The organism is Bartonella sp. P0282 (genome assembly GCF_048452985.1).
In the GTDB taxonomy this organism is placed as follows: Bacteria; Pseudomonadota; Alphaproteobacteria; order Rhizobiales; family Rhizobiaceae; genus Bartonella; species Bartonella choladocola.
The window spans coordinates 1-18,122 of sequence record NZ_WTFO01000002.1 but is presented as its reverse complement, the minus strand read 5'-3'; the positions used below and the strand labels follow the sequence as shown (position 1 = coordinate 18,122).

Annotated in this window: 13 protein-coding genes; 4 read left to right on the top strand and 9 right to left on the bottom strand. The window is 45.5% G+C overall.

Annotated elements, in window-relative coordinates:
• A complete protein-coding gene (locus tag GQS64_RS05395; RefSeq protein ID WP_077991653.1) occupies window positions 1-606 on the bottom strand; it encodes a DUF2062 domain-containing protein in 606 nt (201 codons plus the stop codon).
• 174 nt (window positions 607-780) lie between these two features.
• Between GQS64_RS05395 and GQS64_RS05390 the strand changes: the two genes are divergently transcribed.
• Window positions 781-1,977: an MFS transporter gene (locus GQS64_RS05390; RefSeq protein WP_198230917.1), complete on the top strand. Its 1,197-nt coding sequence runs from the start codon at window positions 781-783 to the stop codon at window positions 1,975-1,977.
• 76 nt (window positions 1,978-2,053) lie between these two features.
• On the opposite strand, the gene hemN is transcribed toward GQS64_RS05390, so the two are convergent.
• From hemN to rpoZ, 5 genes are all read right to left on the bottom strand, one after another.
• On the bottom strand, window positions 2,054-3,388 hold the full coding sequence (gene hemN / locus GQS64_RS05385) for an oxygen-independent coproporphyrinogen III oxidase (protein ID WP_198230916.1): 1,335 nt from the start codon (window positions 3,386-3,388) through the stop codon (window positions 2,054-2,056).
• Window positions 3,389-3,460: 72 nt separating this feature from the next.
• The gene (locus GQS64_RS05380; protein ID WP_198230915.1) at window positions 3,461-4,213 is read right to left on the bottom strand and encodes a helix-turn-helix domain-containing protein; all 753 of its coding nucleotides are present in this window, start codon (window positions 4,211-4,213) and stop codon (window positions 3,461-3,463) included.
• A 90-nt stretch (window positions 4,214-4,303) separates the two neighbouring features.
• Entirely contained in the window at window positions 4,304-4,882 is a 579-nt protein-coding gene (gene pyrE, locus GQS64_RS05375; protein WP_077991645.1) for an orotate phosphoribosyltransferase, read from the bottom strand.
• Window positions 4,883-5,001: 119 nt separating this feature from the next.
• Window positions 5,002-7,230 carry a RelA/SpoT family protein gene (locus GQS64_RS05370; RefSeq protein ID WP_198230914.1) on the bottom strand — a complete coding sequence of 743 codons (2,229 nt, stop codon included), beginning with the start codon at window positions 7,228-7,230 and terminating at the stop codon, window positions 5,002-5,004.
• A gap of 153 nt (window positions 7,231-7,383) precedes the next feature.
• Window positions 7,384-7,788 (bottom strand): DNA-directed RNA polymerase subunit omega, encoded by a 405-nt coding sequence (rpoZ, locus tag GQS64_RS05365; protein WP_198230913.1) that lies wholly within the window; start codon window positions 7,786-7,788, stop codon window positions 7,384-7,386.
• 196 nt (window positions 7,789-7,984) lie between these two features.
• On the opposite strand from rpoZ, the gene GQS64_RS05360 reads away from it, so the two are divergent.
• Window positions 7,985-8,578: an NYN domain-containing protein gene (locus GQS64_RS05360; protein WP_077991639.1), complete on the top strand. Its 594-nt coding sequence runs from the start codon at window positions 7,985-7,987 to the stop codon at window positions 8,576-8,578.
• On the top strand, window positions 8,578-9,258 hold the full coding sequence (locus GQS64_RS05355; protein WP_198230912.1) for a uracil-DNA glycosylase: 681 nt from the start codon (window positions 8,578-8,580) through the stop codon (window positions 9,256-9,258). Before GQS64_RS05360 ends, GQS64_RS05355 begins: the two co-directional genes overlap by 1 nt.
• 585 nt (window positions 9,259-9,843) lie before the next feature.
• Here GQS64_RS05355 and smpB read toward each other — a convergent pair.
• Entirely contained in the window at window positions 9,844-10,320 is a 477-nt protein-coding gene (smpB, locus tag GQS64_RS05350) for an SsrA-binding protein SmpB (protein WP_198230911.1), read from the bottom strand.
• Between the two features lie 53 nt (window positions 10,321-10,373).
• The gene (dapA, locus tag GQS64_RS05345) at window positions 10,374-11,258 is read right to left on the bottom strand and encodes a 4-hydroxy-tetrahydrodipicolinate synthase (RefSeq protein ID WP_077991636.1); all 885 of its coding nucleotides are present in this window, start codon (window positions 11,256-11,258) and stop codon (window positions 10,374-10,376) included.
• A gap of 285 nt (window positions 11,259-11,543) precedes the next feature.
• On the opposite strand from dapA, the gene GQS64_RS05340 reads away from it, so the two are divergent.
• Window positions 11,544-13,646: a transglycosylase SLT domain-containing protein gene (locus tag GQS64_RS05340; protein WP_198230910.1), complete on the top strand. Its 2,103-nt coding sequence runs from the start codon at window positions 11,544-11,546 to the stop codon at window positions 13,644-13,646.
• Between the two features lie 263 nt (window positions 13,647-13,909).
• Here GQS64_RS05340 and GQS64_RS05335 read toward each other — a convergent pair whose 3' ends face one another.
• A complete protein-coding gene (locus GQS64_RS05335; protein WP_210329440.1) occupies window positions 13,910-18,094 on the bottom strand; it encodes an invasin domain 3-containing protein in 4,185 nt (1,394 codons plus the stop codon).
• Window positions 18,095-18,122 lie beyond the last annotated feature (28 nt).

The following is an 18,122-nucleotide window of genomic DNA, read 5'->3' as shown; positions in this document are numbered from 1 at the left end:
TCAAGCACCCTGTTTCTGGTCTTTTTTCAACCGCATACGAACCTTTTCAGCCATTTTCTCCTGCCGGTGCTTCTGGAAGCGTGCTGTTGCCCGATAAGCACAAATATAGGCCAGACTCCCCAAAAACAATCCGAGTATAAGTCCGCCAAACAGAATGGGTTTCATCACCGTATCCCATGCTTCAAGAAGTATGACCCAGGCTTGCGAGACAGACAGCCCCTCGAACATTGCTCTGATTTCGGTGAGAGGTATTCCGTCAACATTGCCAAAAAGTGCAAAACAGAAATGTCCGAGTTTATAGTCGAGCATGACTATCGGCAAGAATGTCAACGGGTTGGAAAGCATTGTTCCGAGAATAGCAGCAGCCACATTGCCGCGCAAAAGCCATGTTACAATACCGGCCAGAATAATGTGAAAGCCGAATAATGGCGAGCTTGCCGCCAATACACCGATTGCTAACCCCAACGCCACTTGATGCGGTGTAGCAGAGATGCGTAGCAGGCGTTTTCCATAATATTTCAAAGAACGCGAAAACGAACGCCGTGGCCAAAGCCACAAACGTACGCGTTCCAGGAAACTTACAGGTTTTCTTCGGCGAAAAAGCATTTTTTTGTCATAAACGCCCTGAAAGCCGGAAACAATGTTTAATATTCAAATTATTGCCCTCACTTAAAAAATTCACTTCTATACAAAAACACAATCACTTTACCCGACAGTTTTTATCTTGCCGACTATTTTTTTTAAAGTTAAAAAATATCCTTCCACGGGAGTGAGGAAGCCATGAGCATAATAAACAGCAATGCTGATCGACAAGTGGAAACCACATTCATTTCAATCATCCTGGCCGTCAGTTGTGGACATTTTCTCAATGATGTCATGCAATCCATGCTTCCGGCAATTTATCCGATCTTACGCGAAAACTATGGCCTCACCTTTCTCCAGATAGGTATTATTACGGCTGTTTATCAAATGACCGGTTCGGTTTTACAACCGGTTATCGGCTTTTATACAGATAAAAAACCCAGTCCCTATTCACTGCCTTTTGCTTCCGCGTCAACCATGGTCGGGCTTCTTCTGCTCGCTAATGCACATCATTATTACATATTATTGATCGGTTCGGCCTTTGTGGGGCTAGGTTCTTCCATTTTTCATCCCGAAGCTTCGCGCGTTGCGCGTCTGGCATCCGGCGGGAAATATGGTGTGGCACAATCAATTTTTCAGGTTGGCGGCAATTGCGGTTCGGCAATCGGGCCGGTCATTGCAGCGGTTTTCATAAGCCAGCAACAACGCATCGGCTGGCTTTCCATTCTTGCCTTTTTCGGTATCATCATTCTGACTTTTGTAAGCCACTGGTATGCCAATAACCTCAAAAGACGTTTGACAAAAAAAGTATCTGCCGATCGACATCACCTGCCCAAAGCGCAGGTTCGTAACGCCCTGTTCGTTCTTGTCGGTTTGATGTTTGCCAAATATGTATACATGGCCAGCATGCAGAATTATTATATGTTTTACACAATGGAGAAATTCGGCGTCAGTCTTCATCAGGCGCAACTTCTGTTATTTCTTTACCTTGGCGGAATCGCGATAGGCACAATATTCGGTGGCCCCATTGGCGATCGAATCGGCGCAAGAACAGTCATCTGGGTATCAATTCTGGGCGTATTTCCTTTTACTGTCATTCTGCCCTATGTGAACTTGCCTTTCACAGCGATTCTTACCGTGATTATCGGAATGATTCTGGCTTCGGCATTTCCGGCAATCGTGGTTTTTGCACAGGAACTGATGCCTGGAAAAGTCGGAACTGTCGCAGGGCTGTTCTTTGGTCTTTCCTTTGGAATAGGAGCTTTATCGGCTGCCGCACTTGGTCGTGTGATGGATATTGTGGGGGCACAAACCATGTTTGAAATTTGCTCTTATATGCCGGCTTTGGGACTTATTGCGGTTTTTCTTCCCAAAATACGCACAGGCCATGCTTGACGTAAAACACCACCCCGACGACAAGAAAATATCACCAGCCTGATATTGCCTTGATATTGCGCAACCCGATTGATTGTTACACAGCAGCACTGAACTGTGCGATATTTTGCTGTCTATAGGCATCAAACAGGCTGGCAACTGCGCGAACAAAGGGGCGACCTTCGTCTGTCATCTCGATAAGGCCGTTGTGTTCGAGCGCCAATCCGTCAGCAATGATCGGTTTAAGTCGTTCAAGAGCATCGGCAAATTTTTCTTTGCCACCGAATTTCGAGAGATCCAGTTTGAAGTTGCACATAAGTTCGGCAATCATCGCACTGCGTAGCCGATCATCATCATTTATTGCAATACCGCGAACTGTTGCCATTTCATTTGCATCAATTGTGCGCCGATATTGCGCGATACCGGCAACTGTCTGGGCAAAGCCGTCGTGGAACTCGGAGATGGAAGAACAACCGAATCCGATCAAAACCGGACAATCATCGTCGGTATAGCCTTGAAAATTTCGATGCAAATTATGTTCTTTGGCAGCAATTGCCAAATTATCATCAGGTAGAGCAAAATGATCTATGCCTATCGGCATATATCCCGACGCGACGAGATTTTTTTCAACTGCCTCGGCCTGATAGAAACGCTCAAGCGGACCAGGTAACAATGCGGCATCAATAAGCCGCTGGTTGGCACGTCTTTTCGGCAAATGTGCATAACCATAACAGGCTATGCGGTTCGGACGATAGTCGCCGATTGTCCGGCATGTCTCGTTGAGTGTTTCGATTGTTTGAAGCGGCAGACCATAGATCAAATCGAAATTGATATGTTCAATTCCTGCCTCGCGCAGATAATCGACAGACCGTTTAACCACCGCCGCCGGTTGTATACGCCCGATTGCTTTTTGAACTTGCGGGTTTACATCCTGCACACCAAGACTTGCCCGATTGACACCCATTTCCAACAAGGTATTGACAAGGTCACGGGTAACCGTGCGCGGATCAAGCTCGATGGCATGTTCGGCCTTTTCATCAAATACGAAAAATTCGTATAACGTTTCCATAATTGCCTGAAAAGATTGACGCGGCAAAATCGAAGGCGTCCCGCCGCCCCAATGCAAATGCACGACGCGCGGTTTACCCTGCAAATGCTGTGCCTGTAGCCTTATATCTTTTACAAGACTATCCGCATAACCGGCAATTGCATCATCCTTCCTTGTTGCCTTCGCATGGCAACCGCAATAGTAGCAAAGCTGCCTGCAATAGGGCACGTGAATATAGAGTGAAACAGCTTCATCAGGCTTGATTTTACCAAGCCATGTTGCCCGCTGTTCATCGCTGACAGTTACAAAATCTGCAGCGGTCGGATAGGAGGTATAACGCGGGACCGCCAATGTCGCGTAATGCAACAGTGTTTCCGTTTTCATGTTATATCCTTCCCTGTTGGCTGAAGAGATCCGTTAATTCACATTCCCTACAAAATAGTCATCGACAAGGTGTTATTCAACCTCGCCGGTAATTGCCGCTGTCTGTTTCAGCATCATCTTGTCAAGAATTTCTACCTGATTGGCAGAAATCAATTTTATTATCCCCTGCACTTTCAGTTTGGAAAAACAGCGGCTCACAGTCTCGATTGTTAAACCGAGGTGGTCGGCAATATCTGTTCTGTTCATCGCCAGAGTGAGAGGTGACGCCTTCAACCGGTTATCTTCCATACGCCCGATGAGATCATAAAGAAAACGCGCTACTTTCTCGACCGGCGACAACCTGCTTAATATAAGCTGGTTCTCATATGAGCGTTGCAACGCATTTTTTGCCATATCAAGCACACGATCCCGAACCTCGGAATGTTCGCGAAGATAGGCTTCGATCATTTTCCGATCAAACGAACAGACATGAACCGGCGTAACGGCTTCGGCGGTCAAAATATGATTGCCGCTTTCAATAAATCCCAGAAAATCACCGGCAAAAGCAAATCCGGTAATGCAACGTCGGCCATCATTCAAGGTTTTCACCAGTCGCACCGCGCCGGAAACAATTGTATATATTTTTTCTCGTGGGCAACCTTCCTGAAAAATAGTATCCCCTGTTGAAAAGCTCTCGCGCGTTTTAAGATGTTCAAGTTCGAGCAAGTCTTCATCGTGCAGCGGCGCACACACTGCCAAATCGTGCACCATACATGATTGGCAACGCCCCGCATCCTTGATGTTCCCCGAACAATCCGGACAATATTCGTCAGTCCTAGAAGTCAAATTTGCTACCCATCAATGATATTGTTGAATACCCGCAGACTTTTTCTCAACTCAGCATAAATGAGATAAGATGAAAGTTAAAGAAAACAATTATATATTTCTGCTGCCAGGCTTGACAGCCGGTATTTTTGCCAATTCTTCCGGTATTTGGTCGGCCGGATAGGAAGGAACAGCATATTCTGCTAGCGGAATAAGAGGCACTCCGACATCAACTTTTCCTGCCGAGCGGTCAACAATACAAGCGGCGGCGACAACATCAGCACCCGCTTCACGCATAGCTTCAATGGTTTCGCGTATGGAAAGGCCCGTTGTCACAATATCTTCCACAATAACCACACGTGAACCTTCAGGAATATCGAACCGGCGGAGGCGAAATTTTCCGTTTTCGCGTTCAACCCAAATGGAAGGCACTCCAAGATGCCGCGATGTTTCATAAGACGGGATCAATCCGCCGATTGCCGGACCTACAACATAATCAATCTTACCCGCAACATTTGCACGTATTTTTTCGGCAAGCGCACGGCATAGTTTTTCAGTCATATCGGCATGCATGAAAACTTTCGCTTTCTGCATATAGATTGCGCTATGCCGACCGGAGGTCAAAATGAAATGGCCTTCCAATATGGCACCCGCTTTTTTAAAAATATCCAGCACATCTTGCGTATTCATGAATAAACCTCAGTCATTTTCGCGGTGTAATCCGCCACTTCATTTTTCAATTGTTTTCAGTTCCAAAAATAGGGCCGAACCTTTTTCCTGCCCGACCAAATGCCCGACAGACAAATATGTTAACCATTGACACGTTCGGCCGTGCTTACCGATGCCGCTTCTTTTAGTTGAGTTAGAATTCTGTTCAAGTGTTTTAAATCCCATACCTCAAGGTCAATAATCATTTCTGTAAAATCCGGAGCTGTCCGAACCATTGAAAGGTTTTGTATATTGGCATCATTCTTGGCTATTGCTTGCGATACTTCGGCAAGTGAACCCGGCGAATTGATTGCAAGTACCCTGATACGAGCCGGAAAACGTTCGGTCATTGCAGCATCAATATCCCAACGAACATCTATCCAGCGTTCAGGCTGGTCATCAAACGCTTTCAGCGCCGGTGACTGTATAGGGTAAATGACAATACCGGCTCCCGGTTGCATAATGCCGACAATTCTGTCACCCGGAACAGCTCCTTCCGGAGCAAAGCGCACGGGAACATCACCGTGTGTTCCGCGAATTGGCAGCGCATGGTCTTCCTGATAAGACCCTACAGGTTTTGTCTTGTCACCGTCAGGCACTTTGAATAACATTCCTTGCGCATTCTGGATATTAAACCAGCCTTCTTCACGCGGACCGGCCGAAGATTTTTGTTGTGCGCGATTATCCTGATAATCGGGATAGACAGCTTTGACGACATCGGCAGAAGGCAACTCGCCACGTCCAACCGCAGCAAGCACATCCTCGACATCAAGGCGTGCCAGACGCGGTAGAACTTTCTTGAGTTCTTCTTTGGAAAACTGTTTTCCTGCCCGTTCAAACGTTCTTTCAAGAATACGCGTTCCCAAGCCGGAATATTGTTTGCGCACAGCCACACGTGTAGCGCGCCTGATGGCTGCACGTGCTTTGCCGGTCACAACAAGAGATTCCCATGCGGCCGGCGGAACCTGTGCTTTCGAGCGTATAATCTCGACCTCGTCGCCATTGGTAAGGGTTGTCATGAGCGGCATGATACGCCCGTTAATTTTTACACCGACACATGAATCACCGACATCCGTATGGACAGCATAAGCAAAATCAATCGGCGTTGCCCCTTTCGGCAAGGCGATGAGGCGCCCTTTCGGAGTAAAACAAAAAACCTGATCCTGAAACAATTCCAGTTTTGTGTGTTCCAGAAACTCTTCCGGATTATCCCCTTCCGACAATGATTGTATGGTTTGGCGCAACCATGCATAGGCATTGGTTTCATTTTCGAGTTTGCTTGGCGAATTATTCGAGCCGCGATCTTTGTAAATGGAATGTGCGGCTACACCATATTCCGCTACCTCGTCCATCTCCCGTGTTCTGATTTGCAGTTCGACACGTTGTCTTGATGGCCCCACGATTGTTGTATGAAGCGAGCGGTAATCATTTTGTTTGGGAATTGAAATATAGTCTTTGAACCTGCCCGGAACCATCGGCCAGGTTGTGTGGATAATGCCCAGTGCACGATAACAATCGGCAACACTATCAACAATCACACGAAAACCGTAAATATCCGACAATTGCTCGAATGATAGCGCCTTTGTTTCCATTTTACGGAAAACCGAATAAGGCTTTTTTTGCCTGCTTTTGACATAAGCATTGATACCATGTTCGGCAAAAAGCTTGGTCAACTCATTTTCGATGGTCGACAACAGATCGCGGTTTCGTTGCGACAGGTCGGCCAAACGATCTGTCACTGCGCGATAAGCTTCAGGATTAAGATAAAAAAATGCGCGATCTTCAAGTTCTTCACGCATATCCTGCATACCCATGCGTCCGGCAAGCGGCGCATAAATATCCATTGTTTCTTCGGCAATGCGACGGCGTTTTTCTTCCCGCATCACACCAAGAGTGCGCATATTATGCAACCGGTCGGCAAGTTTGACCAACAACACCCTGACATCTTCCGAAATGGCGATAAGAAGTTTTCGTAAATTTTCCGCCTGAATGGCTTTTTTCGACACCAGATCGAGTTTTTTAAGTTTCGTCAGCCCTTCCACCAATTTACCGATTTCAGGTCCGAAAAGCTGGTCGATTTCCGCACGTGTTGCGCTTGTATCTTCGATTGTATCATGAAGAAGTGCAACCGCTATCGTCGCCTCGTCAAGATGCATATCGGTCAGGATCGCTGCAACCTCCAGAGGGTGTGAAAAATAGGGGTCTCCGGACGCGCGTTTCTGCGAGCCATGCTTGCGCATAGCATAAATATAAGCCTTATTAAGCAATGCTTCGTTAACGTCAGGCTTGTAACGTTGGACACGCTCGACAAGCTCGTACTGACGCATCATTGAGGCATACTCCTTTTATTCGATAATAGGCTTAGTTTATAATAACATGCTTATCTTGTACCGGAAAAAAACGATACAATAATCAAAAAGCACAAAAAATATGCGCTACCAACAAGGTAGCGCATATATCATGATTAAAATATGGATTGATAATCAATAATCGTCATTTTTTTCCGGTGCAACCAAACCTTCAATACCGGCCAGCAGTTCATCTTCCGACATATGATCGAACGAAACTTTCTCATCCGACTTTTCGCCATTTGAACCGAACACGTCGTTCGCTTCTTCACTGTGACCGATCAAAGCGGGCTCCGGCTCCGGCTCGTCAACTTCAACATGTTTCTGCAGCGAATGGATGAGATCTTCTTTAAGATCTGCCGGTGACAATGTCTCGTCAGCGATTTCGCGCAGAGCTACAACGGGATTCTTGTCATTGTCTCGATCAACAGTGATTTGAGCGCCTTGTGATATTTGGCGGGCACGATGAGCTGCCAAAAGCACCAGTTCAAAGCGGTTATCAACCTTATCAATACAATCTTCTACCGTAACGCGGGCCATAGATGCCCCTTTCCTAAGAGTTCGTAAATTGATGAAATTGTCTTTGGCATATACAATTTGAAATTAAAAAACAAGAAAAACTGCATTAACTTGATAAATTTTCCCAAAAGCTCTCTTGGCAAGTGCTGTCAGAGCTGACATATCTAACGGTAATAATTAGTGATTTATGCCTTTATGGTAAAATGGATATAGAACGATGTTTGACCCAAGAGAAAAAATAGCTCTTTTTATAGACGGAGCGAACCTTTACGCAACCTCGAAAACGCTTGGCTTTGATATCGATTATCGAAAACTCTTAAAGGCCTTCCAGAAGCGTGGCTATCTCCTCAGGGCCTATTATTACACTGCACTAATTGAAGATCAGGAATATTCATCCATTCGTCCGTTGATCGACTGGCTCGATTATAACGGTTATCGCGTTATCACCAAGAATGCGCGGGAATTTACCGATCCCGCCGGTCGACGCAAAGTGAAGGGTAACATGGACATCGAACTTGCTGTCGATGCCATGGAATTGTCGGATACGGTCGACCATTTCGTGATTTTTTCAGGCGACGGTGATTTTCGTTCACTCGTCGAAGCTTTGCAGCGGCGTGGCCGCAAGGTCAGTGTTGTCTCCACCCTTACCACCCAGCCGGCCATGATTTCCGACGAATTAAGGAGACAGGCCGACCATTTCATAGATCTCACAACGTTAAAGCCGGAAATTGGCCGTGCACCGTCGGATAAACCGCAAAAGGAATATTCTGTCGGCAGCGACGAAGATAATGGCGACGACGAATTATACTGATGCTTCAGCATTTGAATAAAACTGTTGCCGCCGGTTGTCCCGAACCGTCTTATGATTGCGGTTTATGCCCAAGGCTCCATGATTTTCGCGAAGAATGGCGCAAAAAAGAACCGCTTTGGTATAATGGGCCGGTTAAACCGTTTTTTCCGATTGGCGGCGCCAATTCAACTCGGCTTCTTATTGTTGGTCTTGCACCGGGGCTGCGCGGGGCGAACCGCACAGGAAGGCCATTTACCGGTGATTATGCCGGAAATCTTTTATATTCGACGTTAAAAAAATATGGTTTTGCCCGCGGCATATTCGAGGCAAGACCGGACGATAGACTGGAACTTATCGACACGACGATTGTCAATGCAGTGCGGTGCGTGCCGCCGGAAAACAAACCGACGGGAGCCGAAATTAACAAATGTCGGCAATTTTTTGCTCCACTTCTCCATTCTTTGCCAAAGCTCACAGCCGTTGTGACATTGGGTTCGATTGCCCATCAATCAACCATACGTGCCCTAGGTGCCAAATTGGCACTGCACCCTTTTGGACACGGAAAAATAACCGAAATCGGAAATATACGCATATTTCCAAGCTACCACTGTTCGCGCTACAACACCAACACCGGACGATTGACCGAGTTGATGTTTCATGAAATCTTTTCGGCAGTACACGATTATCTTGGTAAAAATTGATTGTCCGGTTGAAAGTCGACTTTTACATTCAGACATTCGGTTGACTGCAAGCGCTATCTTTTTTCAGAGTTACCTTGAACTTTCGTCTTTCAATAAAACGATCATGTAACAAAAGATGTCAGTCGCGATAACTTCAAGTGCAAAGGCTTGAAATAAAGCGGCTAAAAATGAAAAACCGGTGCTGAAATAACAGGCTTTCTATTTCTTTAAATCATCGCAAAAAGCCACCCGTTTTCGTCAAAATCCGGTTACAAGTCATAAAAATATTAAGTCACAAGCTTATGTTACAGGCATAACACATTCACTCTCACGACATTGGGGGTGATTTCTGAAGTCGTCAGCCATTTCCGACTTGCCTTTATTGCGGTAGATATTTCTACATCACCAATATGATGATCGCGGTAATAAACCCCCTCCCCGAAATGTCAGGTTCTTTTGAACACTTTGACAAGTTATGTTTCGTCCCTACCTGCCACACGAATGTTCAATCTATATAGTAGCCTGTTGCGAAACTTTGCCGATAATGTCGGAAAATAAGGGCATGAAACGCCGGACAGATAAACTTGATCGGGATTCAGTGGCATATCAGCCGCGTTCGCGCATGAGACGTGATTTTTCGCGGTTCCAGTCGCGCTTCTTTTCGGTTTGGCGTTTGTCATGAAGCTTTTTGCCGCGTGCAAGGGCTAATTCCAGTTTGACCCGTCCCCGATCGTTGAAATAAAGTTTCAATGGAACAATTGTCAAACCTTCCCGCGCAACCGCATTTGCCCAACGTGACATTTCATGCTTCGAGAGCAAAAGTTTGCGCAGCCGACGCGGATCATGATTAAAGCGATTGCCTTGCGTATATTCGGGAATGTAAGAATTAATCAGCCAGAATTCGCCATTTTCAAAACCTGCATAACTTTCGGCTATGTTTCCGTGATGTGAGCGCAACGATTTGACCTCGGTTCCCTGCAGAACCACTCCGGCCTCCAATGTGTTCAGAATTTCATAATTGAAACGTGCCTTACGATTGTCCGCAACAACCTTATAGGCCGGAGAAGCATTTTTTTTATTCATAGATACCCGGATAGCCAGTAATTATTCCCGTCGCCAGTCATTATTCCCGATGATTATTCGTCAAGAAGACCGGCATGTTTTAATGCTGCATCTATTATTTTTCTTGTTTCCTCTTCGATAGGCACAATCGGCGAACGTACAACACTGGTACAGATACCAAGTTTTTCGGCTGCATATTTGACACCGGCAGGGCTTGGTTCAATAAATAGCGCGCGGTTGAGCGGCATCAAGCGATCATTAAGCTCAAGTGCCTTGGCAAAATTGTTTTCGCGGCAAGCCTGAAACAATTCTGCGCATTGTTTCGGCGCAATATTGGACGTAACCGAAATGCACCCGACCCCGCCCTGTGCGTTGAAGCCCAAAGCCGTGCTGTCATCGCCGGAAAGCTGCACAAAATCAGTGCCGCATTTTTGCCGTTGCTCGCTGACGCGTTCGATCTTGCCGGTTGCATCTTTGACACCGATGATGTTTTTGCAGTCATGATGCAGTTTTGCCATTGTATCAGCCGTCATATCAATGACCGACCGGCCAGGAATGTTATAAATGATAAGCGGAATAGAAATGGCTTTGGCGACCGTCGAGAAGTGTTGATACATTCCTCTCTGGTTCGGTTTGTTATAATATGGAGTAACCACCAGAACCGCGTCTGCACCGGCTTTTTCGGCAAATTCGGCAAGCTCGACCGCTTCTTTGGTGCTGTTTGATCCTGCACCGGCAATAACCGGAACGCGTTTTGCAACCTGTCGAACGCAAAGCTCGATCACACGTTTGTGTTCCTGATAGCTCAGTGTTGGCGATTCACCGGTTGTTCCGACGGGGACAAGGCCGTTAATGCCCTGTTTGACCTGCCATTCGACAAGATCACACAATGTTTTCTCTGCAACGCTGCCATTATTGTCGAAAGGTGTAATGAGTGCGGTCAGTGCTCCCTTGAGCATGGTAAACTCCCTGATTATATATTCAGCATTAAGGCAATTGCCCCTTCAATTAGCCTTTAAGACCATAGTATCGCCATACGAATGACGCAAGTTGATTTTGTTCTATTCGCATGTTCCGGATGGCAGAAATATGCAACACTTTGAAGAAAGGATATTTGCCAACAGATTTGTTGCGCGAATTTTTGTCATTCACAAAATAAAAGAGGTAAAAAGCGTTAACGCCTCTTTCACAGTTGCAGCTTATGTTACGCTAAAAAATTGAGGAAATGGGTCTTTATAAGTACGATGCATAAATACTCATCAGGTGTTTTGGCAAAAACGGCGTTTTCATTCTTTTTGGCAAGCAGTATGCTTGCCACAACTGTAAGCTATGCAAGCTCGGTGAAAAACAATCCACCCGTGCCATCCACCCGCCCGTTTGCTTCAACACAGAAAGCGCCAACCCCGTTCAAGTCCGATGCAATTGTGACAAGTGGCATTCCAAGGACGAATGGCGACGTGGCAAGCGGAAGCCTGAAATCCGGCCTTGATGCGCTTTATAACAAACAGGCGTCAAGCGCCATTGCTATCCGCAACGCTATGCCGAAGAACAGCCTTGACCGGCATATCCTCACTTGGGCGATCGGTGTATCCGGCGTATCAGGAGTTCCAAGTTCGGAAATATTCAATGCGGCACAGGAACTGCATGATTGGCCCGGCATGACAGCAATGCGCAAAAATTCCGAGCGTGCCCTTGCCAGTGAAATGAATTCACCGCAAGCAATTATCAATGGCTTTGGAAATTATATTCCGGTAACAGCCCAAGGCATGACAGCCCTTGGCGGTGCTCTGATCGAAACCGGTCAGTCGGCACGAGCCAGACAAATTATTGCACCTTGGTGGTATAAAGCAAAGCTGAGTGCTGCGGAAGAGCAACTCGTTTTGAAAAAGGCTGGTGCTGCCTTGCTACCTGCCGACCATCTCCAACGCATGCGCGCTATGCTTTATGCCAATCGTATTTCTTCAGCCGAACGGGTTGCTGTACTGGCAAATGCCCGGTCTCTCTATGCCGGTTTTGCAGCTGTCGCCAATAATGACTCGAATGCCCGCCAGAAACTTGCAGATGTTGATAAAAGTTTCCGTAAGGATTCACTTTATCTTTTTGCCCAAATTCAATATTTGCGCCGTTCCGGCCAATGCGATGACGCGGCAAAACTTATGTTAAAAGCACCGAAAGATGCCCTTACGCTTGTTGATCCCGATGCCTGGTGGATCGAACGGCGTGTTTTGTCACGCGAAATGCTTGATGAAAACAAGCCGAAAATCGCCTATCAACTGGCAGCAGCCCATTCGGCCGAAAGCCCGACCTTGGCAGCCGACGCAGAATTTCATGCCGGCTGGTATGCTCTCCGGTTTCTGGGCGATAATAAAACCGCAATGCAACACTTTTCCCGTATTGTGCAAATTTCCTCACGACCGGTTGCAGCCTCGCGTGGTTACTACTGGATGGGCAGGACTGCCGAAGCACAGGGGAATCGTAACAACGCCATACAATATTTTCGCCGTGCTGCCCATTATGGTACTACCTTTTACGGCCAGCTTGCCGCTGCCCGACTTGGAGAACAGAGGCTTGAAATTCCCTATCCGAAGCCGACAGCAAGTGACCGCCAGCGTTTTGAATCACGCGAACCGGTTATGGCAATAAAGAGGCTTGAAGCGATAGGATATTCCGATCGTGCAGGCGTCCTTTATCGTGAACTCGGAGACGAGCTTGATAGCCCCGGTGAACTTGCTATGCTGGCTGTTATGGCAGAGCGTAAAGGCGACCATTATACGAGCCTGAAGATCGGCAAAAGTGCGGTTATCAGGGGGATGGATGTAGGCTCCCTCTCCCACCCTGTCGGAGCAATTCCCGAAACCGCCAATATTTCGGCTTCCGGCAAGGCACTTGCCTATGCCATTGCAAGGCAGGAAAGCGAATTTAAAACAGATGCAGTGTCAGGTGCGGGTGCCAAGGGTATGCTGCAACTTCTACCGACAACGGCAAAAGCGGTTGCAACCAAAAACGCGATAAAATGGCAACCGGAAAAATTGGCGACCGATGCCGGTTATAATGCGACTTTGGGAGCCCATTTTCTGGGTGAGCAACTTGACCGCTTCAACGGTTCCTATATCCTGACATTTATCGGTTATAATGCCGGCTCACGACGCGCCAATGAATGGATCAGCCGCTATGGCGACCCGCGCGGGCAATCGGTCGATTGGGTTGTCGACTGGGTTGAACGTATTCCTTATTCGGAAACGCGCGACTATGTCATGCGTGTTATGGAAAACTATCAGGTTTATAAAGCCCGCCTTACCGGCACTGCCGATATTAATGTCGACCTAACCGCCGGACGTCACGGTTAAAGAGCAAATCTCTTGGCGTCTTGAATTCCGTAAAGTCAGTGCAACAAACATAAATCCGGAGATTTTTGAAAACTATAGTCCGGAATTTAATAAAATAGTCGCGATAGTTTAATTATAAGTTTTTGTACGCGGGCTTACCATATAATATCTGTAATTATGAACCTAAAAATTATACAATAAAAATCAACTATAAATTTATAATTTAATTTTTAAAATATGAATTAAATGCGTAATTTTATTTATAAATACGCAATTTTAATAAACTACTTTATTGTGTAAGGTAAAGATAATTTAGACCAATCATAGTTACCGTTGGGTAATCCCTTACATTGATACCTATATTCTATTAAAAAATTATAATTCGTTACTGCTCTTATTGCTTTAAATGAAGCTGTATATTTACCATCGCTTTCCTGGAGCCATTTCGTCAAACGCTGAAAACCATATCCTCCTCCCACAGCATAACATGGCTCCCAGTCGAAAATACTACCATCATCACCAGCATACGGGTTCCAGGTTGTTATCGGATTGTTTTTGACATCCGCCATCCAAACAGTAACAGTTATGACATCGCCTATTTGCAGCAGATATTTATCAAGAGTTACTGTCGATGCACTTCTATCAATATAGCCTGCTACGATTTTGAATGTTTTAGATGATATTTCACTGGTCCACTCGGGCAATTTCAAGGTAACAGTCAAATTGGAACCTACCTTGTCAACCGCGTAATAACGACAATAAGATTTAGTATCGTTGTTGTTACATAAATTCCAGTCACTATATACTGATATATTTTTCGGTACGACAATATTATTACGTACAGGGTCCAAGTTATCCTTAATAACATTACCTGCTTTGTCCCTTATAGTGACACTGACACTTATCATGGAATAAGAACCAGCCGTAAATGTATTACCGCCTAAATCAATTGATGAATATTCAGCAAGTGCTTCCCCGTGGCCAATTGTATATTTATTCGAAGTCGCCTTGGAATAACTAGTGATAGCTATGTAGGATGAGCGTGACCCGGAGTTCCAAGCCGTATAAGTGCGCGTGTAAGTCCCGTCACCATTATCTATCCACTCAGTATCTTTTATTTTCCCTCCATCAACCATAATCCCTTTGCCACCATAACCACCATTACTCAACCAATTGGTTTGCCCGACCAACAGATAACCATTTTTATTCCTGACCGTTACGGTAACCAACATATCTTCTTCAAATGCGTAACTAGATTTGTCGAGTTTTATAATAGTTTTATCTGTAGCAGGTTGGGGTGCGGTCGTCGCGAGTGTCACCGCAAGCGATCCTATTTGCACACCGTTAAATTTCGGAACTATCGTATATTGCCCTATGGCGGTTGTTGACTTTACAGTTACCGTATAGACATTCCCTGACTTTACCATCTGTCCAAATGATAATTCTTGTTGATTACCACTCGTTACTTCAAACTTGAGTTTATCGGTAATATCGTCAGAAATAGCATTACCAAAAATGTCGACAGCCTTGAATGTCAAGGTCGTACTATCGATGCCATCCGCCTCTATGCTCGTTGGCGTGGCAACAAATGTTGACTGTGGGGTGCCTTTTATATCTTTATCAGCGGGATCACCTGCCGTCCAACGAGGTTCAACCATGAGATAATCATTGCTGTTGTTGTAGGAAGCGACATTGTTTCCTTTATATGTTACATAAATTGTCTGTTTCCCTGCTTTAGTAAATCGAGCCAATGAGGTGTAAGTACCTGGCGTTTCTGTTTCGATAAATTTCTCGATTGTTCCACCAGAGATACCATATTGTGTTTTAACACCAAGTTGGTTTGCAATTCCTGTAAGATCGTTTCCATAACGGTCTTTCGCGACAAATGTCAGCGTTATAAATTCCGTGTCACTTACTGTTCGTGATTGCGGAGTGGCAGTAAGAGTAGAGTTTTGATTGCCTGAAGAATCTGTCTTATATGGTTTGCCTAGCGAAACTTGAATAGTCGCAGAAAGTCCTGAAATAGGGGTACCAAGACGCTGTGGTACGATCGTATAGCTGTCGGGTTTTTTAACGGGGTAAGAAGACGAATAAAAATATATTCTATAAGTACCTTTTGTGGACGTCTCATAAAAATAATTGTTCTCAGTAGCCCCTGAAACTCCAGAATTTCTTCCTGTAAGCAACAAGTTCAGACTATTGTTCGGGATACCGGTAATAACATTGCCGTATTTATCTTTTAAAGTCAGCGTAAAATAAACGCTATCGTCGAATGTGACCGAAGTGCTGTCGGCAACAAAAGTTGAACGAACCTCTCCATTCTCGCCCAGCACAGCCACCGGACCAGGTTGAACCGTCACACTAACGGACATGATATCAGCATTCTTATATTTTACGTAAATACTATATCTACCAGCCGCTGTTGCCCTGAAGGTATTTGTATAGGTATTGCCATTAGCTTCTTTGGTTCCCAAGCTCACCGTAGCTGCATTACCACCGTCCGAAACAAACTTGATATAGAACTCGATATCGTCCCCGATATCATTCACCGGGTTTTTATATTTGTCGATTGCAACAAATGTGAGTTTTGCATTGGTTACACCATCTGCAGGAAGTGTTCCCTGATCGGCAGAGAACTTTGACCTCGCTTCATATGATGGAGAAATATAGGCTACAGGTGCACCGGCTTTGATCGTCAAGTCAACGGATAACCCGGTTAATTCATTGCTGTTTTGCTTAGGCACAATTTTGTATGTGCCTGCAGTTATTCCTAGTATTTTGAATTTATAGATGCCGGGTTGCGGCTCCGTCGTAGACACCAGTGTCCCCGTTGCTAATGCCGGAGTTCCTGCAAGTTGTAGCTGAGTTGCAACTCCTTTTACAATATTTCCGAATTTGTCTTTTGCCTCAAGCGTTATTATTGTGTTCGTGTCTGCTACAATTTCCGATGAATCAATAGTGAACGTGGAGTGGTCCGGATCAATAGTTCCCGCTTTTAGAGAGACTACGACATTCAGATTTCCGACATTATTACCGTCAACTTTTGGCTTTATAACATAAGAATTGGCCACGTGACCACTCAGCTTGGCCGTATAAACTCCGCTTCCCGCAGTTGTTTCCTGAATTTCAGCAAGCTTGACATCACCATCGTTCGGTGCACCGGCGTTTTGAATGGCAATGTCAAATATAAGTCTCGTTCCCAAACCCGAAACCGGATTATTGTACGGGTCTTTGGCTTTAAAAGTGAGCGTTATTGTCTCAACGTCATTTGCTGTAATCGACGAAGCACTCGCCCCGAATGTGGACTTCGTTTTTTCACTCGTGTCGACGTCACCTGCCTTTACAGTTATACTAACAGAAAGCGAACCAACCTGACTGGAATTATATTGTGGGACAATCGTGTAAACACCAAGTGTCGTTCCTTTGAAAGTTGCGCTAAAGGAATTGCCATCCACTTCAATGGTGCCAATTGTATAAGATGATCCGGTGGGAGAAGCTTTTACGACAAATTTAAGCTTGTCCTTTATACCGGTCACAGCATTTCCATAAATATCTTTCGCAATAAAGTTCAGCTTGGCCGTTGTTGTTCCATCTGCAACTATTTCGCCCCGATCGACACCAATCGTTGACCGGAATTCGTTATTCTTGCCTTTTTCAACCGGATCACCAAAAATGACTTTTACGGGTGCCGAACCTGCTGCTAAAATTGTGTCACCCGACTTGGCCACGATCTCATAGTCTCCGGCAATCACGCCGGTTAACGTGGCTTGATACCGCCCCGGCACATTAGCTTTCGATATTTCACCGATCGCTACGCCTGCATCATTCCCGTTTTTGTCGACAAATTTTAGCGTGCTTAAATCATAATCAATCGGATTGCCAAATTTATCTTGCGCTATCAACGTCAGCGTTAATGTTTTATCTGCGATAACCGAAGACGCGCTCGATGTTAAGCTCGACTTGCTTTCATCTATTTCACCGGCTGTTAATGTCACCTGAGTTGTACGTGTGACTGATGCATTGCCCGAAAGGTTAAGTGTTACTGTATAAACTCCGGATGCCGTGCCTTTCAATTTGGCTATATAAGTGCCAGCTTCTGTCTCCCGAACTTCCGACAGATTAACGGTGCTACCATTTGTGACCACCACCGTTCCTCTTTTGATGGTAAAAATAATATCTCCACCTAGTCCGTTAACGGGATTGGAATAAGCATCCCTAGCCTTAAAAATGAGTTTCGATTCTGTGCTTCCATCTGCTGTAATGGATGGCGATTCTGCAAAAAAGTCGAATTTTGTAGCATCGATATTACCGCCGTTTATCGTTACAGTGGCTTCAAGAGTTCCAACAGCAACAGAAGAAATCTTCGGTGTAATTTTATAAGTTCCGGCAAGCGTGCCTTTTAATGTAGCTACATAAATGCCGCTTTGAGCCGGTGTCTCTTGAATGTTCGACAGAACAACCTTGTTCACATCCGGCTTGTTACCACCCCCGTCAACA

Excerpts from the sequence above, each read along its gene's own strand:
- GQS64_RS05395 (WP_077991653.1), bottom strand. The coding sequence starts at position 606 with ATGCTTTTTCGCCGAAGAAAACCTGTAAGTTTCCTGGAACGCGTACGT.
- GQS64_RS05390 (WP_198230917.1), top strand. The coding sequence starts at position 781 with ATGAGCATAATAAACAGCAATGCTGATCGACAAGTGGAAACCACATTC.
- hemN (WP_198230916.1), bottom strand. The coding sequence starts at position 3,388 with ATGAAAACGGAAACACTGTTGCATTACGCGACATTGGCGGTCCCGCGT.
- pyrE (WP_077991645.1), bottom strand. The coding sequence starts at position 4,882 with ATGAATACGCAAGATGTGCTGGATATTTTTAAAAAAGCGGGTGCCATA.
- GQS64_RS05370 (WP_198230914.1), bottom strand. The coding sequence starts at position 7,230 with ATGATGCGTCAGTACGAGCTTGTCGAGCGTGTCCAACGTTACAAGCCT.
- rpoZ (WP_198230913.1), bottom strand. The coding sequence starts at position 7,788 with ATGGCCCGCGTTACGGTAGAAGATTGTATTGATAAGGTTGATAACCGC.
- GQS64_RS05360 (WP_077991639.1), top strand. The coding sequence starts at position 7,985 with ATGTTTGACCCAAGAGAAAAAATAGCTCTTTTTATAGACGGAGCGAAC.
- GQS64_RS05355 (WP_198230912.1), top strand. The coding sequence starts at position 8,578 with ATGCTTCAGCATTTGAATAAAACTGTTGCCGCCGGTTGTCCCGAACCG.
- smpB (WP_198230911.1), bottom strand. The coding sequence starts at position 10,320 with ATGAATAAAAAAAATGCTTCTCCGGCCTATAAGGTTGTTGCGGACAAT.
- dapA (WP_077991636.1), bottom strand. The coding sequence starts at position 11,258 with ATGCTCAAGGGAGCACTGACCGCACTCATTACACCTTTCGACAATAAT.
- GQS64_RS05340 (WP_198230910.1), top strand. The coding sequence starts at position 11,544 with ATGCATAAATACTCATCAGGTGTTTTGGCAAAAACGGCGTTTTCATTC.